Annotated in this window: 14 protein-coding genes; 7 read left to right on the top strand and 7 right to left on the bottom strand. The window is 70.9% G+C overall.

Annotated elements, in window-relative coordinates:
- Positions 1 to 78 precede the first annotated feature (78 nt).
- The 3 genes from rsgA to ITP53_RS10460 all read left to right on the top strand — a co-directional run bounded on the left by rsgA (position 79) and on the right by ITP53_RS10460 (position 3,108).
- Complete coding sequence (gene rsgA / locus ITP53_RS10450) at positions 79 to 1,158, top strand: ribosome small subunit-dependent GTPase A (RefSeq protein ID WP_236050664.1); 1,080 nt, start codon at positions 79 to 81, stop codon at positions 1,156 to 1,158.
- Positions 1,159 to 1,224: 66 nt separating this feature from the next.
- Complete coding sequence (locus ITP53_RS10455; RefSeq protein WP_195895142.1) at positions 1,225 to 1,734, top strand: GNAT family N-acetyltransferase; 510 nt, start codon at positions 1,225 to 1,227, stop codon at positions 1,732 to 1,734.
- A 150-nt stretch (positions 1,735 to 1,884) separates the two neighbouring features.
- On the top strand, positions 1,885 to 3,108 hold the full coding sequence (locus tag ITP53_RS10460) for an FAD-dependent monooxygenase (protein ID WP_328814351.1): 1,224 nt from the start codon (positions 1,885 to 1,887) through the stop codon (positions 3,106 to 3,108).
- A 6-nt stretch (positions 3,109 to 3,114) separates the two neighbouring features.
- Here ITP53_RS10460 and ITP53_RS10465 read toward each other — a convergent pair whose 3' ends face one another.
- Positions 3,115 to 5,190: a serine/threonine protein kinase gene (locus ITP53_RS10465; RefSeq protein WP_195895143.1), complete on the bottom strand. Its 2,076-nt coding sequence runs from the start codon at positions 5,188 to 5,190 to the stop codon at positions 3,115 to 3,117.
- A 383-nt stretch (positions 5,191 to 5,573) separates the two neighbouring features.
- Here ITP53_RS10465 and ITP53_RS10470 point away from each other — a divergent pair, with 383 nt between their 5' ends.
- A complete protein-coding gene (locus tag ITP53_RS10470) occupies positions 5,574 to 8,873 on the top strand; it encodes a LamG-like jellyroll fold domain-containing protein (protein WP_195895144.1) in 3,300 nt (1,099 codons plus the stop codon).
- 54 nt (positions 8,874 to 8,927) lie between these two features.
- Positions 8,928 to 15,041: an RHS repeat-associated core domain-containing protein gene (locus ITP53_RS10475; protein WP_195895145.1), complete on the top strand. Its 6,114-nt coding sequence runs from the start codon at positions 8,928 to 8,930 to the stop codon at positions 15,039 to 15,041.
- A gap of 42 nt (positions 15,042 to 15,083) precedes the next feature.
- Here ITP53_RS10475 and ITP53_RS10480 read toward each other — a convergent pair whose 3' ends face one another.
- A complete protein-coding gene (locus tag ITP53_RS10480) occupies positions 15,084 to 15,758 on the bottom strand; it encodes a response regulator transcription factor (RefSeq protein ID WP_195895146.1) in 675 nt (224 codons plus the stop codon).
- A gap of 495 nt (positions 15,759 to 16,253) precedes the next feature.
- Here ITP53_RS10480 and ITP53_RS10485 point away from each other — a divergent pair, with 495 nt between their 5' ends.
- Positions 16,254 to 17,051, top strand: coding sequence for a class I SAM-dependent methyltransferase (locus ITP53_RS10485; RefSeq protein ID WP_195895147.1), 798 nt, complete (start codon positions 16,254 to 16,256; stop codon positions 17,049 to 17,051).
- Positions 17,052 to 17,092: 41 nt separating this feature from the next.
- On the opposite strand, the gene ITP53_RS60190 is transcribed toward ITP53_RS10485, so the two are convergent.
- The 5 genes from ITP53_RS60190 to ITP53_RS10510 form a co-directional block, all read right to left on the bottom strand.
- Entirely contained in the window at positions 17,093 to 18,085 is a 993-nt protein-coding gene (locus tag ITP53_RS60190; protein ID WP_195895148.1) for an ABC transporter ATP-binding protein, read from the bottom strand.
- Positions 18,082 to 19,116, bottom strand: a complete 1,035-nt coding sequence (locus tag ITP53_RS60195) for an ABC transporter ATP-binding protein (protein ID WP_195895149.1) — start codon at positions 19,114 to 19,116, stop codon at positions 18,082 to 18,084. Before ITP53_RS60195 ends, ITP53_RS60190 begins: the two co-directional genes overlap by 4 nt.
- Complete coding sequence (locus tag ITP53_RS10500; RefSeq protein WP_195895150.1) at positions 19,116 to 20,084, bottom strand: ABC transporter permease; 969 nt, start codon at positions 20,082 to 20,084, stop codon at positions 19,116 to 19,118. Before ITP53_RS10500 ends, ITP53_RS60195 begins: the two co-directional genes overlap by 1 nt.
- A gap of 14 nt (positions 20,085 to 20,098) precedes the next feature.
- On the bottom strand, positions 20,099 to 21,607 hold the full coding sequence (locus ITP53_RS10505) for an ABC transporter permease (RefSeq protein WP_195895151.1): 1,509 nt from the start codon (positions 21,605 to 21,607) through the stop codon (positions 20,099 to 20,101).
- A gap of 96 nt (positions 21,608 to 21,703) precedes the next feature.
- Complete coding sequence (locus ITP53_RS10510) at positions 21,704 to 23,443, bottom strand: ABC transporter family substrate-binding protein (protein ID WP_195895152.1); 1,740 nt, start codon at positions 23,441 to 23,443, stop codon at positions 21,704 to 21,706.
- 665 nt (positions 23,444 to 24,108) lie between these two features.
- Here ITP53_RS10510 and ITP53_RS10515 point away from each other — a divergent pair.
- Positions 24,109 to 24,290: hypothetical protein (locus ITP53_RS10515; RefSeq protein ID WP_195895153.1), on the top strand; the 182-nt coding region annotated here is incomplete at its 3' end.

The raw sequence follows: 24,290 nt of genomic DNA on the forward strand, positions 1-24,290 counted from the left end.
CTTCCCCATGTAGTGCGCCCGATGCGGCGCGTCGTGCGGTGTTCGCCGAAGCCCCTGTTTCGCAAAGGGTTCACACCGTTGGCTTCCCATTCTTCCTTCCCTCAAGGGGGACTGTCCTCCTACGGCTGGGACGAAGGACTCGAACAGTCCTTCGCACCCCATCGCGCCGCTGGGCTCGTCCCCGCGCGCATCGTCCGCGTCGATCGCGGCAGGTGCGACGTCATCACCGAGACCGGGCCGATGCGGGCCGGCACCTCGTTCGCAGGCGGCATGGAGCCGGACTCGGCTCCGTGCACCGGCGACTGGGCCGCCCTGCGCCCCGGCCGCGACCCCGAACTGGTCGCGCTGCTGCCGCGTCGCGGCGTCGTCGTACGATCCTCGGCCTCGCGCTCCTCACACGGCCAGGTCCTGGCCGCCAACGTCGACACGGCGGCCGTGGTCGCCTCGCTCGCCGTGGGACTGAACCTGGGCCGCATCGAGCGGCTGCTCGCTCTGGCCTGGGAGAGCGGCGCGACTCCGGTGATCGTGCTGACCAAGGCCGACCAGTCGGCCGACCCCGCCGCGGCGGTGGCCGAAGTCGGGGACTCCGCCCCTGGCGTTGAGGTCATCGCCACCAGTGCCACCACCGGTCAGGGAGTGGAGGCGCTCGCCGCCCTCCTCACCGGAACGGTGGTCCTGCTCGGCCCCTCGGGGGCGGGCAAGTCGACGCTGGGCAACGCGCTGCTGGGCGCCGAGGCGCTGGAGACCGGCGTCGTACGCGACGTGGACGGCAAGGGCCGGCACACCACGGTGCACCGTCAGATGGTCCCGTTGCCGGGCGGCGGCGTGCTCATCGACACTCCGGGCCTGCGCGCCATCGGCCTGTTGGACGCCGATGACGGCTTGCGGCAGGTGTTCGCCGAGATCGAGCGGCTCGCCGAGGAGTGCCGGTTCAGCGACTGCGGCCACGACACCGAGCCAGGCTGCGCCGTACAGGCCGCGATCGGCTCGGGCGAGCTGAGCGGACGCCGCCTGGACAGTTACCGCAAGCTCCAGCGCGAGAACGCCTGGGCGACCTCGCGCGGTGACGCGCGGCTCGCCCGCGTGGATCGCCAGAAGGCCATCACACGATCTCTACGCGAGCTCTACGCCTTCCGCGACCGGCAGAAGGGGCGGTGAGCCTGACCAGGCCCAGCCGCTCCACCACGACGACCACTCATGAACAGTACGAAAGGGCATTTCGCCATGTCTGATATCTGGAACACCCGGCCGGAGACCGAGCGGGACATCCCCGCGATCCGCGAGGTGAACCTCGCGGCCTTCCCCACGCCGATGGAAGCCGACCTCGTGGACGCGCTGCGTGCCGACCCGGCGTGGCTGCCCGGCCTGTCCCTCGTCGCCGAGGACGCCGCCGGCGAGGTCGTGGGGTACGCGTTGCTCACCCGGTGCCACGTCGGTGACAGCCCGGCCGTGGCGCTGGCCCCCTGCGCGGTCCTGCCCGCCAGGCAGCGGCAGGGCGCGGGTTCCGCCGCGATCCGCGCCGGCCTCGCCGCCGCCCGCGCCATGGGGGAGAACCTCATCCTCGTGCTCGGCCACCCCGAGTACTACCCGCGGTTCGGGTTCGCCCGGGCCTCGGCGTACGGGATCCGCCTGTCCTTCGAGGTCCCGGACGAGGCGATGATGGCGCTCGTGTTCGACGAGAGCCTGCCGGTGCCCAGCGGCACCGTCGTCTACCCGCCGCCGTTCGGCGTCTGATCCTGTCGGGGGCCGACCCGGCAACCCGGGACGGCCCCCGGCTTCGCCCCTGAGCGAACCAGAGGAACTCAAGGCATATTCGTTACTCGACAGGACCAGATGGACCAGGCATGGCTACTGTACGCTAATTATCAGTTACATTGCGTTACGGTGGGAGTTATTGTGAAGGTCGCCTGCGTGGGGGGCGGACCCGGCAGCCTGTACTTCTCTATCCTGATGAAGCAGGTGGACCCGTCCCATGACATCACTGTTTACGAGCGAAACCCGGCCGGGTCGACGTACGGCTGGGGCGTGACCTTCTGGGACGAGCTGATCGACGCCCTGCACGCCGCCGACACCGACTCCGCGACCGCCATCATCGAGAGCTCGGTCCGCTGGGACAAGTGGATCACGCACGTCCAGGACCGCATGACGGCGACGATGGAGGGCGGGGACGAGGGCTTCGGCGTCGGCCGGCGACGGCTGCTCGACATCCTGACCGAGCGGGCCCGCTCCCTCGGCGTGCGCGTCGAGTTCGAGCACGAGATCGCCGGCGAGGAGGAGCTGACCGGCGCCGATCTCGTCGTGGCCGGCGACGGTGTCAACAGCGGGCTGCGCGAGCGCCACGCCGACCACTTCGGTTCCAAGGTCGTCTTCGGGCGAAACCCGTACATCTGGCTCGGCACCACCAAGGTCTTCGACGCCTTCGTCTTCTCGTTCGTGGAGACCACGCACGGGTGGATCTGGTGTTACGGCTACGGGTTCAGCGAGGAGCACAGCACCTGCGTCATCGAGTGCTCCCCGGCGACCTGGAAGGGACTCGGGTTCGACCGGGCGAACGAGGGCGACAGCCTGCGCCTGCTCGAGAAGCTCTTCGCCCACGTACTGGACGGTCACCCGTTGATCGGCCGGGACCACGCCGACGGCAGCGCGCACTGGCTGAACTTCCCCACCCTGACCAACCAGCGGTGGTACCGCGGCAACCTCGTCCTGCTCGGGGACGCCGCGCACACCACGCACTACTCCATCGGCGCCGGCACCGTGCTCGCGCTGGGCGACGCCGCCGCCCTGGTCGAGGCGCTGCGCGGCGGCACCGGACTCGAGTCCGCGCTCGCCTGTTACGAGCGGCAACGCAAGGCCCCGATCCGGTCCTCCCAGAAGGCGGCCCTCCGCAGCGCCGAGTGGTTCGAGCACCTGCCGCGCTACATCAACCTCCCACCGCGGCACGTCGTCGCGCTCCTCGGCAGGCGGCACTCCGTGCTGATGCCGCACGTCCCGCCGCGGCTGTACTACCGGCTCGACCAGGCGGTCGATCAGCTCGCGGGCGTGAGCAGGCTCGCCTACCGGGTGTACGCGAAGGTCACACGGCGCAAGGACGCCGAGGCGAGCCACTGAGGGCTCTCAGGGGGTCTCCAGCTCCTTGAGGAGTGTGGTGATCTCGTCGTCGGTGAACGCCTGTTGCATCAGGTACCCCTGCCACTCGTACCTGCCTCCTGGCGAGCCGTTGAACCACGAGCGCCACTTCCATCCGCTGATCTCGCACGTGTCCGTGACGTCGTGGTGGTCCCGCAGGTCGAGGGGCATCCTGCACGTGCCGAGCCGCTCTCCCAGGGTGCCGTCACCGAGGGTCTCGTACAGGTGTACGACCCCGATCCCGGAGTCGCCGCCCCTCCCGGGGCCGAAGGACCATGAGGAGGAACATCCGGACGCGGTGCACGGCGGGGCGGTGCTCACGTCCGTACGCACCAAGTAGGTCGTCAGGGCTTTCGTCCGTAGTCGCGTGACCTCGTCCCGTAGGTCGGCGGCCAGGGCGGTCGCGTCGTCGCCGGTTATCTCGGTGACGTCGTAGGACTCCGTCTCCGACTCGAAACGGATGACCTCGTGCGGTTCCGCGCGGCTGACGTAAAAGGCGTGGTTTCCGTAGGGAAGCTTCACGGCGGGACGGTCGCCGACGGTCGTGTCGGTCGGAAGGCCGGCCGGGAGCGGGGTACGGACCCCCGCGTGGGACCCGTTGAAGTCCATCTCCCGGAAGAGGGACGGGATGCCGCCGGGGTTGTCGTTGCCGTTGAGATCGAGGCTGGTGAGCCAGTTGCCGGCGTAGTCGTGCAGGAACGCCTGGCTGAGTCTGTCCGATCCCATGCCGATCGGGGCGATGGTCTCGCCGCGGTCGGCCCAGAAGGCCGCGGGAGCCTTGTAGAGCGACTCCCGTAAGAAATCCCCCACCGGCACCTTGAGCAGCTGTATCTCGGGCCCGCTCCGGGTGATCTTGCCGATGGCGAAGCGTTTCGCCGTTATGGTCAGCTCGACGTCGCGGCTGGTGAAGCGGAGGGCGTACACGCTGTGCGCCCGGTCCGTCGCCAGCTCCGCGATCTCGGCCGCGCTCTTCCGCCAGGGTTGCAGGACCAGGACACCGGCCGCCATCACGGCCACGGCGGTCACGACGGCCCCGACGCGCCCCCAGCGACGCCTGCGCGGGGCCGCGGGCGTGGCAACGCGCGGACTCACGGGAACGCGCTGTTCCGGGATCACGGGTGGGGGAACGTGCCGCTCCGGGGTCGCAGGCGGGGGCGTCCAGGTGGGTTCCGGCGCGGCGGGGGCGGTCCACGTACGGGTGAGCAGGCGGGTGACATCCGCCACGGCGGCCGACGGCGGCTCCTCGCGCACCGTGCACCACTGGCCGGCGACCGTGCCGAGGAGCTCGGAGGCGGTGGGCCGAGCCCCCGGATCCTTCGATAACGCCCGGTCGACGGTCTCGCGCAGCTCGGCGGGAACGGCCGAGGAGTCGGGGGCCTCGTTGAGCACCCGATGCACGAGCACCTCCGGGCGCCCCCGCCCGTACGGGGGCAGGCCCGTGGTGGCGAAGCACACCAGCAGCCCCCAGCCGTGCACGTCGGCGGCCGTCCCGGCCACCTCGCCCCGGTACTCCTCCGGACTCACCCAGCCGGGTGAGCCGACCACCGTCCCGGTACTGGTCAGGGACGTGTGATCGAGGAGCTTGGCGATGCCGAAGTCCACCACCCGCGGCCCCGCGGGGGACAGGATCACGTTGGACGGCTTGAGGTCCCGGTGCACCACCCCGGCGGCGTGCATCGCGGTGAGCGCCTCCGCCAATCCGGCCGCCACGCCGTACAGTTCGTCGCCGGAGAGCGGGCCGTCGTCCTGGGCCCGGCGCTCCAGCGTCGGGCCGGGCACGTACTCGGTCGCCACCCAGGGGGTGCCGCTGCCGATGTCGGAGCCGAGCACCTTCGCCGTACACAGGCCGCCCACCCGCCGCAGCACGCCGACCTCCCTGGCGAACCTCGCCACGAACTCGTCGTCCCCGGTGTGGGCGGGATGGATCAGCTTGACGGCGGCACGTACTCCGGAGGCGTCGACGCCGGCGTAGACGACACCCATGCCGCCCATGCCCAGGCGTCCCACGATGCGGTACGGACCCACCGTCTCCGGCAGGTCCGTGGCATGCGGCCGTGCGTCCATCTAGGCGTGGCTCCTCCCAGCCGTGATCTCCACCAGAGACTAGAGGGACGTGGCACGGCACACCAGGGCACGCGCGACGACCGCCGTCCCGTGCCGGTCCGCGTACCGCGGAAGGTTGAGAAGAAGTACCGCGGGCGGTTGACGACGGGCCGTGACCGCGACCCTATATTCCGGATCGAGATCGGCGGGTCGGCCGATCTTCGTCTGGCGCTGCCCGCAGTGGCCGGCCACCCCGTACAGCCGAAGGAGAGTCGACAGATCGTGGACGCCCGCAGACACCCGTTAGCCGCGTTGGCGCAGCGGTGATGGCGAGACGTACGCCCACCCGGTCGCCCCACACCCCGGGACGCATCGCAGCAGTCGCCACAGCGGCTGCTTTCTTTATGGGCGCGGTGGCCGTGGGCGCGGACGCGGCCGTGGCGCCCGCCACCGCCGCACCTGCGTCACCCGCCGCCGAACCGGCGCCGCCCGCGGGGCGGGCCGTTCCCGATACCGCCACCGAGCAGGGCGCCCAGAGAGCGGCGCGGCAGTCGGGCAAGCGGGTCGAGGTCGGATCCATGCGGACCGAGACACGCACGGTGTACGCCACCCCCGAAGGAAGTTTCGTGCTGGAGCAGCACGCCCGCCCCGTACGCGTGCGCCAGGACGGCCGCTGGACCGAGGTGGACACGACCCTGCGCCGCCAGGCGGACGGCTCGGTGGCGCCCGTGGCGACGGCCGTGGGGCTGCGGTTCTCCGGCGGAGGCCGGACCCCGATGGCGACGGTCGCGCGCGGCGCCAGGTCCCTGGCCGTGTCCTGGCCCGGCGCGTTGCCCGTCCCCGCGCTCGACGGCGCCACGGCCACCTACGCCGAGGTGCTGCCGGGCGTGGATCTCCAGGTCACGGCCGACGTGGACGGCTTCTCGCACGTGCTCGTGGTCAAGTCCAGGCAGGCGGCGCTCAGCGGCCGGCTGGACCGCCTGCGCTACTCACTCGACTCCCAGGGCCTGTCGGTACGCCAGAGCAAGGGCGGCGGCCTCCAGGCGGTCGACCCGGCCGGCACGGAGGTGTTCACCGCCCCGACCCCGCTGATGTGGGACACCCCCGAGACCTCCGGCACCCTGCGCGCGGCCACGGCGGCCAGGCCGGGTGAAGGGCCGCCCCCCGGGTCCCGGCACGAGCGGATGGGCCTGGAGGTGGCCGGCGACACGCTGGCGCTCGCCCCCGACCGGGGAATGCTCACCGCCCCCGGCACGCGCTACCCCATCTACCTGGACCCGTCCGTGTCGGCCCCGCGCGGCGCGTGGACGGCGGTCTGGAGGAAGTACCCGAACACGAACTATCTCAACTCCGGCGATGTGGCCCGCGTCGGCTACGAGGGCCAGACCGGCCAGACCAACCGCTCGTTCTTCCAGATGAACAACGGTTCGGCGATCCACGGCAAGCAGATCATCAGGGCCACGCTGCGTACGTACGAGAGCTGGTCGTGGTCCTGCGGCGCCCGCCCGGTCGAGCTCTGGCTCACCAGCGTCATCGGCAACACCACCACCTGGAACAACCAACCGGCCTGGGTGGCCTGGCTGGACACCGAGAACGTGGCCAAGGGCTGGAGCACCGCCTGCCCGGGCGGCGGCGTGGAGTTCGACGCCACGCACGCGGCGGTGCGGGCGGCGGCGGAGAACTGGCCCACGATCACCCTGGGCCTGCGGGCGGCCAACGAGGGCGACACGTACGCGTGGAAGAAGTTCCACAACAACCCCGTCCTCGTGATCGAGTACAACAGCCCGCCGGCCACGCCCGCGGCCGCCGACGCCTGGTCCGACCCCGGCGGCGGTTGTGTCTCGGGCGACGCCAGGCCCGCCGTGGGGACGGCGACCCCCAAGCTCTGGGCCAAGCTGCGTGACGGCGACAACTCCGTCAAGGGCCGCTTCGAGTGGCACCGCGACGGCGCCAGGATCGGCGAGTTCCTCACCCCCGCCGCCTCCTCCGGCAACGCGTTCTACGCCGGCGTCCCGGCCGGCGCGTACCAGGACGGCTCGGTGATCCGGTGGCGGGTACGCGCCGAGGACGGGATCGCCACCAGCGCGTGGAGCCCGTGGTGCGAGATCCGTGTCGACACTACCGCCCCGGAACGCGAGCCGGTGGTGACCTCCGAGCAGTACCCGGAGAACGCCTGGGGCGTGGGGCTCGGCCGGGCCGGCTCCTTCACCTTCGGTGCGAACGGGGTCGCCGACGTGACGGCGTTCGTCTACGGGCTCAACGACGTTCCCGACACCGAGGTGAACGCCTCAGGGGGCCAGGCGGCCGTCTGGCTCACGCCGGACGAGGACGGCCCCAACGTCCTGTCGGTGCGCAGCAAGGACGCGGCGGGCAAGCAGGGACCGATCCGCAGCTACGTGTTCAACGTCAGGGACGGCACGGGCCCCACCGGCCACTGGACGCTCGACGAGGGCCAGGGCGGCGCGGCGGCGGACTCGGCCGGTGACCATCCGATGACGCTGGGCGGCGCCGCCTGGACCGACGGCCGGCAGGCCGGGGCGCTGCGCTTCGCAGGCGCGGGACAGCACGCCGCGACGGCCGCCGGCATCGTGGCGAGCGAGCGCAACCTCGCCGTCTCCGCCTGGGTACGCCTCGCCGGCACCACGCTCCCCGACCACAACGCCGCCGCCGTCAGCCAGGACGGAGAACTGCACGCCGGACCCTGGCTCGGCTACCGTGCCGCCACCCGGTCGTGGTCGTTCAAGCTGAACAACTCCGCCGGCACCTCCCAGTCGGTGTGGGCGGACAACCCGGCCGTGGTGCCCAGGGCGGGCGAGTGGACGCACCTGACCGGCGTCTACGACGCGGCGGCCAAGGCGATGTACCTGTACGTCGACGGCCACCTGGCCGCCGGGCCCGTGCCGTACCACGGGGGCGCGGGACCGGCCGGTTCCCTGCGGCTCGGACAGGCCCAGCACCAGGGCGGCATGACCGACCCGTGGCCCGGCGACGTGGACGACGTACGCGTCTGGGACCGGGCGGTGTACGCCGACGAGATCGTGCGGCTCGTCAACCAGGGGTCCACGCCGACCGGGCACTGGACCCTCGACGAGGGGACGGGGACCGCCGCCGCCGACGCGACCGGGCGTACCGGGCCGCTCACCCTCGGCGGGGACGCGGCGTGGACCCAGGGCTGGCTCGGCGGCGCGCTCGCGGTGGACGGGATCGCCGGCCACGCCGCGGCGGGCAAGGCCGCGGTGCGCACCGACCAGAGCTTCACCGTCGCGGCCTGGGTCCAGCTCGACACCCTGCCGGCGGCCGACGTCGTGGCCGTCGCCCAGGGCGGCGAGCGCACCAGCGCGTTCGCCCTCGGGTACACGGCGCAAGGCCCGCGGTGGGGTTTCGGCATGATCACGGCGGACGCCGACGCGCCCGACCTCGTGATGGCCAGGTCGGACGCCGTGCCGTACACGATGGAGTGGACCCACGTCGCGGGCGTCTACGACGCGCCTGCGCGGAAGCTGCGCGTCTACGTCGGCGGGCAGTTCGTGGCCGCCGCCGAGACGGACTTCCACAGCACCTGGAACGCGGACGGGCCGCTCCAGGTCGGGCGGGGCATCTTCGCCGGGGCCATGATGGCCCACTGGCCGGGGACCCTCGACGACGTACGCACCTATCAGGGTGCCCTCGGCGATGACGACATCGCCCGGCTCGCCGCTGAATGACCCCCCTCGCCGGCGCGCAGCCGCCCGCCGGCGGGATCCGACACCGACCTCTGGATGGTGAGGATGGAAGTCTTCGGGGAGTCCCCTGAGACTGAGCGCTCGACCTTGTTGATCTGGTATCCCGACAGGCTCCGCTGGTTCGCCCGCGCCTGCGCGATGATGGCGGTGCTCGTCGCCGTGCCGCTCGCCCCGGCGCTCCCGGCCCAGGCCGAGCGCCGGGCCAGGCCCGGCGTGCAGGAGGAGGAGCCCGTGCCGGGCCTCCCCGTCCCCGTGCTGCCCAAGCGCGCGGACGCGGCGGCCGCCAAGGCGCTCAAGGCGGCGCCGCCGGTGACCTGGCCGCGTACGGGCACGGTGGAGCTACGCCCCGGCGGGTCCGGGAGGATCGCGGACGGCTCGCTCGCCGTGCGGATGGACGCCGCCTCCAGCCGGGCCACGCCTCCCGAGCGGGTCAAGGTGGAGGTCCTGGACCGGGCCGCCGCGCCCGGCGTCGTGCTGCGCGTGTCGCCGGGCCAGGGCGTCACCCGCGCGGGCAGGGCCCGGCTGCGGATGGACTACTCCGGCTTCCGTCACGCCTTCGGCGGCGACTACGCCACCCGTCTCGGCCTGGTCAAGCTCCCCGCCTGCGCCCTGGAGGGGACCGCGCGGGACTGCCCGGCCCCCGAGCGGGTGCCGGCCGAGAACGACGTCGAGGGCGCGACCCTCACCGCCGACGTGGACGTCGCGGGCGCCCAGTTGTACGCCCTGACCAGCGCCGCGTCAGGCCCGTCCGGGAACTACGGCGCCACGTCCCTGGCCCCGTCCGCCACGTGGAGCGTCGGCCCTCAGTCGGGTGACTTCTCCTGGAACTACCCGATGCGCGTCCCGCCCGCCATCGCCGGCGACGCGCCCGAGGTCACACTCGGCTACTCCGCGCAGAGCGTGGACGGCCGCACCTCCGCCACCAACAACCAGGCGTCCTGGGCCGGCGAGGGCTTCGACCTGAACCCGGGCGGTTACATCGAGCGCCGCTACAAGTCCTGCTCCGCCGACGGCAAGAAGACCGGCGACATGTGCTGGGACCACGACAACGCCACGCTGGTGCTGGGCGGCTCGGCGGTCGAGCTGGTCAAGGACGCCACCACGAAGGCGTGGCGGCCCAGGCGCGACGACGGCACCAGGATCGAGCAGCTGACCGGCGCCGCCAACGGCGACGACGACGGCGAGCACTGGCGGGTCACCACCACCGACGGCACCCAGTACGTGTTCGGCCTCAACAGGCTCCCCGGCTGGACCTCCGGCAAGCCCGAGACCCGCTCCGCCTGGACCGTGCCGGTGTTCGGCAACGAGGCCGGCGAGCCGTGCCACGACAGCACGGCCGCGAACGCCTGGTGCCGGCAGGCCTGGCGGTGGAACCTGGACTACTCGGCCGACCGGCACGGCAACGCCATCACGTACTGGTACGAGACCGAGCAGAACCACTACGGCCGCGACGACCGGCCGGAGCTGGGGACGCCGTACGTCCGCGGCGGTCACCTGGCCAGGATCGACTACGGCTACCGGTCGGGCGAGTTGTTCACCCGGTCGCCGGCGGCGCGGGTGGTGTTCACCGTGGCGGAGCGGTGCGTGCCTGGCGGGGCCGTCACGTGCGCCGCCGACCAGCTCAAGAAGGAGACCGCCGCCTCGTGGCCGGACGTGCCGTTCGACCGGAACTGCGCGGCGGGGGAGAGCTGCACGGACCGTACCTCGCCCACGTTCTGGACGCGCAAGCGGCTGGCCAAGGTGACCACGCGGGTGCTGTCGGGCAGCGCGTACCAGGACGTCGACTCCTGGACGCTGGCCCACTCCTTCCCCGCGACGGGGGACGGCCTCGGCCCCGCGCTGTGGCTGACCGGGATCGAGCACGCCGGGCACGTCGGCGGCACCGTCACGCTCCCCGAGGTGACGTTCGCGGGAGTGCAGCTCGACAACCGGGTGGACGCCGACGAGGGGCGCGCGCCGCTGATCAAGTGGCGCGTCCAGTCGGTCTACTCGGAGGCGGGGGCGGAGCTCAGGGTCACGTACGCACCCGAGCAGTGCACCCCGTCCAACCTGCCGGCCCCCGACCGTAACACCATGCGCTGCTTCCCCCAGCGCTGGGTGCCGCAGGACGAGATGGAGGTGGTCGACTGGTTCCACAAGCACGTCGTCGCCCAGACCGCGGAGATCGACCGCACCGCGCGCTCGCCGTGGCTGGTCACCGACTACGAGTACGCCGGCGGCGCCGCCTGGCGCTACGCCGAGAACATCCTGACCAAGCCCGAGGAGCGCACCTGGTCCGACTGGCGCGGCTTCGGCAGGGTCCGGGTACGCCAGGGCGACGGCCAGGACACCAGGCGCACGCTGACCGAGCACGTGTACTTCCGCGGCATGGACGGCGACAGGCTCGCCGCGGGCGGGCAGAAGAGCGCGCAGGTCGAGGACTCCGAGGGCGGCACGCGCGCCGACCACGACCAGTTCGCCGGGTTCGAGAGGGAGACCGTCATCCACGACGGTGACGGCGGGAAGATCCTCTCCGCCACGCTCCAGGAGCCGTGGTCCCGTCAGACGGCGACGTCCACGTTCGAGGGCGTCACCAAGGCGGCCCACGCCGTGCAGGCGAAGGCCACCACCGTGCGCACCCTCAAGGCCGACGGCGCCTGGCGGCGTACGTCCGAGGAGCGCGCGTACGACGAGCACGGCATCGTGACCCAGGTCGACGACCGCGGCGACGTCGCCGACCCCGCCGACGACAAGTGCACCCGCTACACCTACGCCCGCGACACCGGAACGTGGATGCTCGACTTCGTCAGCCGGGCGGAGACCGTCGCCAAGCCCTGCTCCGCGACGCCCGAGCGGCCCGCGGACGTCCTGGCGGACGAACGCACCTCTTTCGACGGGCGGGCCTTCGGGCAGCCGCCGGTCAGGGGCGACGTCACCAGGACCGAGGAGCTCGCCGGCTACGACGGGACCACTCCGCGGCACGTCACCGAAATGATCCGCGCGTACGACGGCTACGGCCGGGTCACCTCGGAGACCGACGCGTCCGGCGGGACGGAGACCACGACGTACGTGCCGGCCTCCGGGTACGCCACCGAGGTCAGGTCCGCCAACCCGCTCGGGCACGCCGACGTCACCCACATCGACCCCGCGTGGGGCGAGCCGGTGGCGCAGGTGGACGAGAACGGCCGCCGTACCGACTTCCAGCACGACCCGCTCGGGCGCCTGGTCAAGGTCTGGCAGCACGACCGGGACAGGTCCGCGGGCCAGAGCCCCAACACCGAGTACGCCTACATCGTCCGCCCCGACGGTCCCAACGTCGTCACCACCAGGACCCTGGCCGCCGGCGGCGCGTACATCACCAGCCACGAGCTGTACGACGGCCTGATGCGCGAGCGCCAGACCCAGGAGCCGGCCCCCGGCGGCGGCAGGGTGCTCACCGACACCTTCCACAACTCGCTGGGCGAGATCGCCAAGACCAACACCGGCTACTACAGCACCGGCGAGCCGGGAACCGACCTGCTCGGCGTGTCCGACGACGACGTGGCAGGCCAGATAACCGGCGGTTACGACGGCACCGGCGAGCTGATCCGGCAGAGCTTCCTGGTCAAGGGCGTCGAGAAGTGGACGACCGAGGCCGTCCGCCTGGGCGACCGCGTCCACATCACCCCGCCGCCCGGCGGCACCGCCACCACGCACATCGCCGACGCCGAGGACCGGGTGATCGAGCTGCGCCAGTACAAGGGCGCGACCCCGACCGGCGCGTACGAGTCCACGACGTACACCTACGACAAGGCCGGCCGCCCGGCCACGGTGACCGATCCCGCGGGGAACGTCTGGCGTCACCACTACGACCTGCGCGGCAGGGAGGCCAAGGTCGAGGACCCCGACAAGGGGACCACCACCATGGTCTACAACGACACCGACGAGGTGGTCTCCACCACCGACGCCCGCGGCCGGACCCTGGTCCACGCCTACGACGCGCTCGGCCGCAAGGTAGCCACCCACGAGGGCTCCGCCGCCGGTCCCAAGCTCGCCGAGTGGCGCTACGACACCCTGGCCAAGGGGCACCTGGCGGCGAGCATCAGGTACGTGGACGGGCAGGCGTACACGGCCGAGATCAACGCCGTCGACCGGGAGTACCGGACGCTGCGGCAGACGGTCACGATCCCCGCGCGCGAGGGCGGGCTGGCCGGGTCGTACACCTTCAACACCCGCTACACCCCCGACGACCAGGTCCAGTCCATCACCTTCCCGGAGGCGGGCGGCCTGGCGGCGGAGACCGTCACCTACGACTACGACGGGCTCAGGCAGCCCGTCCAGGTCACGGGGCTGTCGTCGTACGTCACCGACGCCCGCTACAGCAAGCTGGGCGAGACGCTCCAGTACGAGCTGAGCACCGGCACGCGCAAGACCTGGCTCACCTTCACCCACGAGGAGGGCACCAGGCGGCTGGTCCGCTCCCAGGTCGACCGCGACAACGGCAACGGCTCCGACCTGGACCTGCACTACGACTACGACGGCGCGGGGAACGTGACGAAGATCGCCGACCGGGCGGGCGGCCGCGACACCGACACCCAGTGCCTCACGTACGACCACCTGCGCCGCCTGACGGCGGCGTGGACGGCCACCGACGGCTGCGCCGCCCGGAGCCCGCGGTCCGAGCTGATCGGCGGCGCGGCGCCGTACGCGACGAGCTACACCTATGACGTCACCGGCAACCGGACGAAGGAGGTCCAGCACGCCTTCGGCGCGCACCCCGAGGTGACCCGCACGTACGCCTACCCCGAGGCAGGAGCGGCCAGGCCGCACGCGCTCAGCTCCGTCTCCCCGGCGGGCGCGGCCACCGCGCAGCCCTCCTCCTACGTCTACGACGCGGCCGGCAACACCGTCACCAGGCGGACGGGCCAGTCGGAGCAGCAGCTCGCCTGGGACGCCGAGGGCAACCTCGAATCCGTCACCGAGGGCGGTAAGACCACGTCGTTCATCTACGACGCCGACGGCGACCGGCTGCTGCGCAAGGGCCCGGACGAGGCCACCCTCTACGTCGACGACATGGAGCTGCGCCTCGACCACGCCGAGGACGCCGTGGAGGGCAGCCGCTACTACACCGTCAACGGCCAGGCCGTGGCGATGCGCGACTCCGCGGGGAAGGTGTTCTTCTTCGGCAGCGACCACCACGGCACCGCCAACGCCGCCGTGGACGCCGCCTCCGGCGAACTGGCCGTCCGCCGTCAGACGCCGTTCGGCACCGACCGCGGCGCCGCGCCGCCCTGGTGGCCCGGCCAGCGCGGCTTCGTCGGCGGCACGGTCGACGCCGGCACCGGTCTCGTTCACCTGGGTGCGCGCGAATACGACCCGGAGACCGGCCGGTTCCTCTCGGTGGACCCGGTCATCGACGAGTCCGACCCCCAGCAGCTGCACGGCTACGCCTACGCCAACAACAGCCCCGTCTCGATGAGCGACCCCGACGGGCAGCTCTGGTGGTTCGCCGTGGCCGCCGCCGTCCGCATCGGGATCCAGCTGGCCGCCAGGGCGGCCGCCCGGGCGGCGGCGCGGCGGGCGGCCGAGCTGGCCAGGAAGCGGGCCATCGAGATCGCCCGGCGCAAGGCGATGGAGGTGGCCAGGAGGAAGGCCGCCCAGGCCGCCCAGCGCAGGGCCGCGGAGAAGGCCAGGCGGGCCGCCGAGGCCGCCGCCCGCCGCCGCGCCGCCGCCACGGCCAGGGCCCGCGCGGCCACGGCCAGGCGGCGGGCGGCGTCGGAGTCACGGGCGCGCAGGTCGCTCGCCCAGCTGCGGGGCGAGCAGCGCAGGCGCGTCGGCAAGGAGCATTTCAATAAGATCACCGGCAATCCGAGCCACCGGTCCACCACCCGCAACGCCCAGCAGCGCCAGTCCCCGCCCAAGACGCAGCGGACCCCCGCCACGCCGCAGCAGTCGAGCTCCGTGCAGCGCTACGACTGGAGCAAGATCCATAAGCAGATCGATCCCTACGGCAGCGGAGAACGCCGCGCATTCACGGGGCAGCCCGAGACGCCGGAGATCCTTTACGGGGAGAAGAGCTTCAACTTCGAGGAGGGGCTTCCCTGGAAGGTCAGCGGCAGGGGGGCCGGCGCGCTCAAGCTCGGGGAGGCCGTCGTGAGAGTCCTGCACTGGTACAGCAAGCTGAACATCTGAACCGATCCCGCCAGGCCACCGGACCCTGGCCTGGCGGGACCTTCAGGGCTGTGAGCCCGCGTGGCGGGGCTTGACCAGCCCGCGGTCGTAGGCGAGCGCCACGACGTGGGCGCGGGTGGACAGTCGCAGCTTGGCCATCGCGCGGTTCAGGTGCGTCTTGACCGTGGCCTCGCTGACCGACAGGAGCCTCGCGATGTCCTTGTTGGACAGCGCACGCCCGACCAGCGTGAGCACCTCGACCTCGCGCCTGGTCAACGACGCCAGATCCGGCGTCGAGGCGAGCGGGTCCGGCGGCCGCCACACGTCCATCAGCGCGTCGACCGCGTACGGCGTCAGCAGGATGTGGCCGTCGGCCATCATCCGGATCGCCGGGAGCAGCCGCGCGGGCGGGGTGTCCTGCAACATGAGCCCCGCCACGCCGGCCCGCAACGCCGGGTAGGCGTAGCCGATGAGATCGTCGCGGCCGCCCAGGATCAGGATTCGGGGCGGCCGCCGCTCGCACAGGGCGAGGATGCGTTCGGTGGTGGCGATGCCGTCGATCCCCGGCACCCGGACGTTCATGAGGACGACGTCGGCCCCGGTGGCGGCGGCGAGGAAGGCGGCCTCCTCGCCGGTGGCCGCCTCCTCGGCGACGTCCAGGTCCGGGGACGCCCGGATGAGCGCCGACATGCCGGCCCGGCTGAGCGCCTGATCGTCGACTACCAGGACGCTGATCATCCACGTCTCACGGCTGCCGGCCGGCCGGTCTCTGGTCGAATGGGGAACACCGCGGTCGTGCGTGTCCTCTGTCGAGCGTGAACAGTGCGGCCTCCCACTTTCCGGATCAATTGTCGTGTCCGGTACGCCCCGCGAAGCCATCGTTCAACGAATTTGAAAGTGGCGCGGCGCGGTCACGCCCGGCAAATCGCCTGTGCGGCCCGCGCTGACCAGCCGCCGCACGACCGGCCGCATCGGCTCAGGCCGTCCGCATCGAGCGGTCGTGTCCTGGATGGGTGGTAAGGTGATGATCGTCGTGTCCGGTATGGGTGAAAGGGGAGATGAGTTGATGGCCGCGGAGAAGGTCGCCGCTGCGTGCGGCGCTCGGACCATCCTCACGTCCCGGGCCCTGGCCTGACCTAGGTTTCCCCTTTCGTACGTGAGCCGGACGGCTCGCGCGGTGGGTGACGCCTGAATCCCGTCGGGGCCCCTTTCTTCAAGGGATCACCTATCACCATGAGCGACACCTGGAATGACGCTGTCACCGACCCCGTGACGTCCGCGTTCCTCACCCTGCACGACGGCCTGCCGCGCCAGGGGCCAGGCTCCGACGACACGACCCGCCGCCTGCTGGCGCTGGCCGGTCCGCTGCCGCGGCGTCCCCGGGCCCTGGACATCGGCTGCGGGCCCGGCCGCGCCTCACTGCTGCTGGCTGGGGGGGCCGGGGCGGAGGTGACCGCGGTCGATCTGTACCAGCCGTACCTGGACGACCTGACCCAGGCCGCCGCGGACCGCGGCCTCGGCCACGCCATCAGCACCGTCCGCGCCTCGATGGCGGACCTGCCCTTCACGGATCAGAGCTTCGATGTGATCTGGGCGGAAGGGTCGGTCTATCTCATGGGCTTCGACGCCGCGCTGCGCTCCTGGCGACGGCTGCTCGCCCCCGGTGGAGTCCTGGTGCTCACCGAGTGCGAATGGACCACCGGCTCGCCCTCCGGCCCCGCACGGGCGTACTGGGACGGGATCTACCCGCTGCGAACTCCTGAGGGCAACCTCGCCGCGGCGCACGCGGCCGGGTACGACGTGCCGGCGCTCCACCCGCTGCCCGACGGAGACTGGTTCGACGAGTACTACACCCCGCTGGCCGACCGCCTCCAGGCCGCCGACCTGACCGTGCCCGGCATGCGCGAGGCCGTCGCGGACACCCGGGAGGAGATCACCATGCGCAGGGAGCACGGCGCCGAGTACGGCTACACCGGCTACATCCTGCGACCGCGCACGAGCACGGAAACCGGCGGCGGCACCGCCACGTAGCCCACCCAACCGGAACCGGGCGGCGCCAGGTGCCGCCCGGTTCACACCACCTCGGTGTTGACCTCCGGGAAGTGGCAGGCGGCGGGGTGGCCGGTGCCGTGGTCGATCAGGGCCGGCTCCTCGGTGGCGCAGATCTCCTGCGCCTTCCAGCAGCGCGTACGAAATCTGCATCCGCTGGGCGGATCCAGCGGGCTCGGCACCTCGCCGGTGAGGATGATCCGCTGCCTGCGGCGCTCCTCGCGCGGGTTGGCCATCGGGGCCGCCGACAGCAGCGCCTGGGTGTAGGGGTGGACGGGCCGGTCGTACACGTCGTCGCGGGAACCGGTCTCGACGATCTTGCCCAGGTACATCACCGCGACCCTGTCCGAGATGTGCCTGACCACCGAGAGGTCGTGCGCGATGAAGATGTACGACAGCCCGAACGTGTCCTGCAGATCCTCCAGCAGGTTGACCACCCCCGCCTGCACCGACACGTCGAGTGCCGACACCGGCTCGTCGAGGACGAGGAGCTTGGGCTCCAGCGCCAGCGCGCGGGCGATCCCGACCCGCTGCCGCTGGCCGCCGGAGAACTCGTGCGGGTACCGGTTGCCGTGCTCGGGGTTGAGCCCGACCAGTTCGAGCAGCTCGGCCACCCGGGCGGGGCCGCCGTCCTGCCAGCGGCCGTGGACCTTGAGCGGCTCGGCGATGATGTCGTTGACCGGCAGCTTCGGGTTGAGCGAGGCGTACGGGTCCTGGAAGACGATCTGCATGTCCCGCCGCACCGCGCGCAGCCGCCTGGCCGGCATCGTCGTCAGCTCGTCGCCCTCGAAGAGCACCGAGCCCGACGTGGGCCTGTGCAACTGGAGGATGGCCCGGCCGGTCGTCGACTTGCCGCAGCCGGACTCGCCCACCACACCGAGGGTCTCGCCCGGGTCGACGTACATGGAGACGCCGCTCACCGCCTGGATGTGGCCGGCCACCTTGCGCAGGAGCCCGGCCCCGCGGACGGGGAAGCTCATCACCAGGTCGTTGACCTCCAGCAGGTGCGCGTTCATCCGACGGCCTCGCTCTCGGTGCGGAACAGCGTGGTGGGATCGGCCGTCGCCGCCACCTCGCGCCAGTGGTGGCAGGCGGCGTAGTGGCCGCCTTCGCCGGCCTCCACGAGGCCGGGCTCCTCGCCGCGGCACGTGGCGTCGGCCAGCGGGCAGCGCGGCGCGAACGGGCAGCCGGCGGGCAGGTTGATCAGGGACGGTGGAGCGCCGCCGATCGGGCGCAGCCGCCCGCCCGACGTCTCCAGCGACGGCATCGAGCCGAGCAGGCCAGCCGTGTACGGCATGCGCGGCCGGTAGAAGATCGTGTCGGTGTCGCCGATCTCGACCGGCTTGCCGGCGTACATGACCAGCACCCGGTGCGCGATGCCGGCGACCACGCCGAGGTCGTGCGTGATCAGCACGATCGCGGCGTTGACGGCGTCCTTGACCTCCAGGAGCTTCTCCAGGATCTGCGCCTGCACGGTGACGTCGAGTGCCGTGGTCGGCTCGTCGGCGATGATGACGTCCGGGTTGTTGATGACCGCCATGGCGATCATCGCGCGCTGCCGCATGCCGCCGGAGAACTCGTGCGGGTAGCTGCGCAGGCGCGCCTCGGCCTGCGGGATGCCGACCAGGTCGAGCATCTCCCTGGCCCTGGCGAGCGCCTGCCCGCGCGGCACCAGGCCGTGCGCGAGCACCGCCTCGGCGAGTTGGTCGCCGATCGTGTGCACGGGGTTCAGCGCCGTCATCGGGTCCTGGAAGATCATGGCGATCCTCCCCCCGCGCAGCGCCCGCCGCCGGCGGGCGGGCATCTTCAGCACGTCCTCTCCGCGGTAGAGGATCCGTCCCCGGACGCGGGCGCCGCGGGGGAGCAGCCCCATGACGGCGAGGGAGGAGACCGACTTGCCCGAGCCGGACTCGCCGACGATGCCGAGCACCTCGCGCTCGTGCAACTCGTACGACACTCCGCGGACCGCCTGGACGACGCCGTCGTCCGTCGGGAACTCCACGGTCAGGTCGGACACGCGGAGGATCTCGTTGGAGGGACTCGTCATCAGGCACGCACCCGGGTCTGTCGTGGGTCGAAGGCGTCGCGCAGGCCGTCGCCGATGAAGTTGATGGACAGCGCGATCGCGATGATGAAGACGCCCGGCCACCAGAACAGCCACGGACGGGTGGTCATGGCGCTGCGGTAGGTGTCGATGAGCTGGCCGAGGGAGACGTCGGGCGGCTGTACGCCGACGCCGAGGAAGGACAGCGCGGACTCCAGCAGCACCGCGTTGGCCACGGCCAGGGTGGCGCTGACGATGATGATGCCGATCGTGTTCGGCAGGATGTGCCGGAAGATGATCCTGCCCGCGGAGGTGCCGACCGCCCTCGCCGCCTCGACGAACTCCTTCTCGCGCAGCGACAGGAACTCGCCACGGACCAACCGGCCCAGCGTGGGCCAGGTCACCAGGCCGATGCAGACGGCCAGGATCATGATGCCGGAGTCGCCGAAGGTCCGCCCGACGATGGCCGCGATGATCAGGATCGGAATAGTGATCATCACATCGGTCAGCCGCATGATGATCGATTCAGTAATTTTCCTGAAATATCCGGCGAAGGAACCGGCCAGCGTTCCGACGGCGGTGGCGACGAAGCCGACGATGAACGCGACGATGATCGACTGCTGGGTGCCGCGCATGGTCAGCGCGAAGTAGTCGATGCCGATGTTGTCCTGCCCGAACGGATGCTCGCCGAAGCGGATGCCCTCGCCGCCGAGGAACTCCGGCACCACGCTGAGCGTCGGCCTGCCCTGGTTCACCAGTGACCCGGTGGCGAGGTACGTCTTGTCCCACCAGCCGGGCACGGGCCCGAACCCGATGGAGGTGAACGCCAGCAGGACGACGCCGCCGAAGACCAGCATGCCGACGAGCGCCGCGCGGTGCCTGAAGAACCGGCGGCGGACCATCTGACTCTGCGTACGTGCGACGACGGTCAAGCCCTGCGCTGCCCCTGGAGCCTGGGCGCTGATCGCCATGAGCGGATTCTCCTTCACGACAGCCTGATCCGCGGGTCGAGATAGGCGTAGACGATGTCGGCCAGCATGTTGAAGACGACGATCGCGGTCCCCGAGACGATGAAGAACGCCATGACGGGGGCGGGGTCCACCTGCTCCAGCCCCTTGAGGAACATGCTCCCCATGCCCTGCCAGCCGAAGACGTTCTCGGTCACGATGGCTCCGCCGATCACGGCCGCGAAGTCGACGGCCATGAGCGTGGTGACCGGGATCATCCCGTTGCGGAAGGCGTGCTTGGTGACCACCGTACGCTCGGGCAGGCCCTTGGCCCGCGCGGTGCGCACGTAGTCGAGGTTCATCACCTCGAGCATGCTGGAGCGGCTGTAGCGCGTGTACGTGGCCAGCGAGATCAGGATCAGGGCCATGGTCGGCAGCAGGAGGTGGCCGGCCGCGTCCAGGTTCGTCTGCCAGAAGTCACCGGTGAAGTTCGGTGTGCGCGAGCCGATCGTGGAGATCGGGCGGCCGCGGACCCGCTCGCTGTAGGCGGCGAAGGCGCGCAGCATCCGGTCGAGGAAGATCAGCCCACCGGTGATCAGGCCGGTCAGCACGGCGGCGGTGATCGCCTGACGGCGGAGCACGCCGCCGAGGCCGTACCCGAGTCCTGCGCAGACGGCCACCGTCAGGATCGCGAGGCCGAAGATCTCCAGCCAGCCGGGGTCGGCCAGCACGGGACTGAGGATCTCGGACATCAGCACGCCGATCCCCGCGGCCGCGAGTGCCGCGTAGAGCGGGCCGCGGTACTGCAGCCCGGAGATCAGCGTGGTCAGCCCGATCGCCGTGCCTCCCGCGAGCACCGCCAGGACGACGAGCCCGATGCCCGGGTCGGCGAACCAGCGGGTGGCCGACAGCAGCGCCAGCGTCACCGCGGTGGCGGCGGCCCCCGCGGCGAACATGCCGAGCCTGAGCCGCCGGTCGCCCACGGCGAGCGCGGCCCAGATGAGCCCCCCGACCAGGGCGACCACGCCGATGACTGTAGGGGATATGACGGGATCGCGAAGCCAGTCGTTGAACTCGATGGCGATGTACTGCTTGAGCATCACCGCGACCCAGAAGAGCGGGAGCGAGAAGCAGACGAAGGCGGCGAGGGTGACCGAGTAGTCGAAGGCGCTGTACTGCCGCAGGGCCGAGATGATGCCCGCGATCACGCCGATGACGACCGCGAGCACGGTGGCGGCCACGACGAGTTGCAGCGTCGCCGACAGGGCCTCGCCGAGCAGCACGGCCACGTCCTGGCCGTCGCGGTTGACGCCGAGGTCACCGCGGAACAGGTTGCCGAGCCAGTTCAGGTACCTGATCGGAAGGGGCAGGTCGAGGTTCATCCGCTCGCTGCGATCGGCCATCCTCCTGTCCCGGTCCGGACCGGGAAGCTCCCTGAGGTCCGCCAGCGGGTCACCCGCGAGCGCCGTCAGCCCGTAGATGACCATGGTGGCCGCCAGGAGGACGAAGAACGAGGTGACCAGTCTTCGGGTGATGAAGGCGATCACGCACTACCCCCAAGGTTCATGGCGAAGTCCTTGCGGTGCGGGCCGGGTATCCCGCGGATCCCCGGCCCGCACCGCTGGTTCAGAGTGATCGGACGGCTAGGGCGCCAGGGTCCACTTGTCCATGTTCCAGGTCACCGACGACTGGGCCGGGTTCGGCACGACGCCCTGCATCTTCTCGTCCCACGCGAGCATGTTCGGGTGGGCGAACAGCGGGATCGTGGCCAGGTCCGCCCAGAGCGCCTTCTCGATCTCGGCGATCATGGGGGCGTGCTTGGTCTTGTCGACCTCGGCGTTGAGCTGCTTGACGAGATCGTCGACCTCCTTGCTGGAGTAGCAGCCGTTGTTGTTCTGCTTGCCGGCCTCGGTGCACTCCTTGGCCGTGGTGTACGTCGAGCTCCAGCTGGAGACCTCGGCCGACCCGCTCCACGCGAACAACGCCACGTCATACGTGTTGGTGTAGAGCGGGCCGCCGGCCTCGAAGAACTTCTCGTCACCGGCGTCCACGATCTTGAAGCCGGCCTTGCCGCAGGAGTCCGCGATCAGCTGCGTCGCCTGGGTACGGCGCGGGTTGGGCAGGTTGTGGCCGATCTTCACCTCCATGCCGACCTTGCCGGCCTGCTCGAGCAGCGCCTTGGCGCCCTCGATGTCGGGCTGGGCGTAGGTCTCCGAGCCGCTGCCCTGGGAGACGGTGGCGTAGTCCGCCTCGAACGGCAGCTTGGTGCGGACCTGCAGCACCTGGGCCTGCGGCGCCAGCGGCTTGATCAGGTTGTCCACGATGAGCTGCCTGGGCACGCACTTGGCGAACGCCTCGCGCAGCGTCTTGTCCTTGAACTCGCTGTTGTCGAAGTTGAAGTCCAGGTGCTCGTACGTGTACGCGTCGCCGGTCTTCACCGTGACGCCCTGCATGCCTTCGAGCTGGGCGAGCAGGTCGGGGTTGGGCTGCGGCTCGATGAGGTTGACCTCGCGGTTCTGCAGGGCCTGGGCCTGCTCCTCCTGCGAGATCACGCGCATGACGACGGTCGGCGTCGCGGCCGGGGTGCCCCACCACTTGTCGTTGGCGGAGAGCGTCAGCGACTGGCCAGGCGCCATGGCGGAGATCTTGTAGGGACCTGAGGCGGGGAAGAGCGACAGGTCCTTGATGCCGCCCTCGATGACCCAGCCCTCGTTGTAGAACTTGATCACCTCCGCCAGCTTCTCGGCGTCCGTCGCCTTCACCGCGGCGATGAAGTCCGCCTCGGTCATGCCGGCGGCCTTGTAGGCCACGTGCGCGGGCAGCACGTCACCGGCGCCGGGCCCGTTGCTCTCCCAGTCGGCGAACGGCTCGGAGTACTCGTAGGTGTGCTTCTTGTCGCCCGCGTTGCAGTCGGGGGCCTTGACCAGCTCGACGCCGGTGGTGCCGTCGACCTGGAAGCCCTCGATCTTGCCCGACTTGGCGGCCCAGTACAGCAGGGCGTCGTCGCAGTCGATCGGGTTGCCGTCCGACCAGACCGCGCCGGCGTTGAACTCGTAGTCGACGGTCAGCGGGGAGTCTGAGGTCTTGGTGTAGGTGCCGAAGTCCTTGTCCGGGGTGACCACGCCGTTCTCGCCGTAGTACCAGAAGCCGAGCAGCACCCGCTGCATGGCCGTGCTGTTGACGAGGTTGTTGACCGCCATGCTGTTGTAGGAGTTGAACTCCTGCTCGCCGGCGTAGGTGATGGTCTGTGCCGCGCCGGTCGAGGGCGAGGCCGAGCCCGAGGGTTCGCTCGCCTCGTCGCCACTCTGGCCGCATGCCGACAGCAGAAGCGCGCCTCCTGCCACCGCCGCGAGTAATCTCCCGAGTCTCCGCCTATGGGACACGACAGCTCTCCTTTGTCCGAACTAGCGTCAGCGGCGCCAGTTAGTGCGGAACAGAATCATTGACCAATGTTTCGGACAAATAGCCAGGTCTATTCTGTTACAGAATTGAGATCTAGGTCCACCTGATCTGTAATACGGATTTAAGGAGACCCGCAGGTGGAGGGCTTCTCTAGACAGGAGGGGGCGGTATGTGCAAGGGTTTGCGCGACGGTGATCGAGTGACCGAAACCCGGGGCAGCGCCTGGAAATCGGACTGTCGTGAAAGTCGGTCGTGCGGTCATATCGGCGCCTGTCGGACGGCGCCCGAGCGATCTTGGATTGCCTTGCGATCGTAGCCGGTTTCGCATTTCCGCCAAACCCCGCTTCGCACATCACCGAACCGCGGCCGTGATCCTGATCGTTATCACCGCCTCCAGGGGTCGTTTCGCAGCGGGCGCGGTTGGTTGCGGACGACCGAGACGGGCGCTTTGATCTGCGCTTATTCCGCCGGAACGGGCTTGGGTGGCCGCCCTGAATGACCGTGCGAATTCATCCGGACACAAATCGTGAGCCTTGTCACGCGCAATGGTGTTTGTTACAAGTGATCTTGAAGGTCCGCGACCAGGGGCCCCTGATCCGAGCACTGCCTTTTCCCCTCCGCAGGCATGCCGTAAAAGGAGACTGTTTTGTTTGGAAAGCGACAGGCGGTGGTTGTTCTGGCCGCCGTCCTGGGCCTGACGATCTCGGGGACGGCCACGGCGTCCGCCGATCCCACGACGCCGGGGGGTCCATGGGTCCAGGACTCGCAGCAGGTCTCACTCCAGCGCCTGCACACCTACGACGAGCTCACCACCGCGCTGCACCGCCT

It is taken from the genome of Nonomuraea cypriaca, assembly GCF_015645445.1.
Classification (GTDB): Bacteria; Actinomycetota; Actinomycetes; order Streptosporangiales; family Streptosporangiaceae; genus Nonomuraea; species Nonomuraea cypriaca.

What these genes read in the sequence shown, in the direction of transcription:
- ITP53_RS10455 (WP_195895142.1), top strand. Translation starts at nt 1,225, where the DNA reads ATGTCTGATATCTGGAACACCCGGCCGGAGACCGAGCGGGACATCCCC.
- ITP53_RS10465 (WP_195895143.1), bottom strand. Translation starts at nt 5,190, where the DNA reads ATGGACGCACGGCCGCATGCCACGGACCTGCCGGAGACGGTGGGTCCG.
- ITP53_RS10470 (WP_195895144.1), top strand. Translation starts at nt 5,574, where the DNA reads ATGGGCGCGGTGGCCGTGGGCGCGGACGCGGCCGTGGCGCCCGCCACC.
- ITP53_RS10475 (WP_195895145.1), top strand. Translation starts at nt 8,928, where the DNA reads ATGGTGAGGATGGAAGTCTTCGGGGAGTCCCCTGAGACTGAGCGCTCG.
- ITP53_RS10480 (WP_195895146.1), bottom strand. Translation starts at nt 15,758, where the DNA reads ATGATCAGCGTCCTGGTAGTCGACGATCAGGCGCTCAGCCGGGCCGGC.
- ITP53_RS10485 (WP_195895147.1), top strand. Translation starts at nt 16,254, where the DNA reads ATGAGCGACACCTGGAATGACGCTGTCACCGACCCCGTGACGTCCGCG.
- ITP53_RS60190 (WP_195895148.1), bottom strand. Translation starts at nt 18,085, where the DNA reads ATGAACGCGCACCTGCTGGAGGTCAACGACCTGGTGATGAGCTTCCCC.
- ITP53_RS60195 (WP_195895149.1), bottom strand. Translation starts at nt 19,116, where the DNA reads ATGACGAGTCCCTCCAACGAGATCCTCCGCGTGTCCGACCTGACCGTG.
- ITP53_RS10500 (WP_195895150.1), bottom strand. Translation starts at nt 20,084, where the DNA reads ATGGCGATCAGCGCCCAGGCTCCAGGGGCAGCGCAGGGCTTGACCGTC.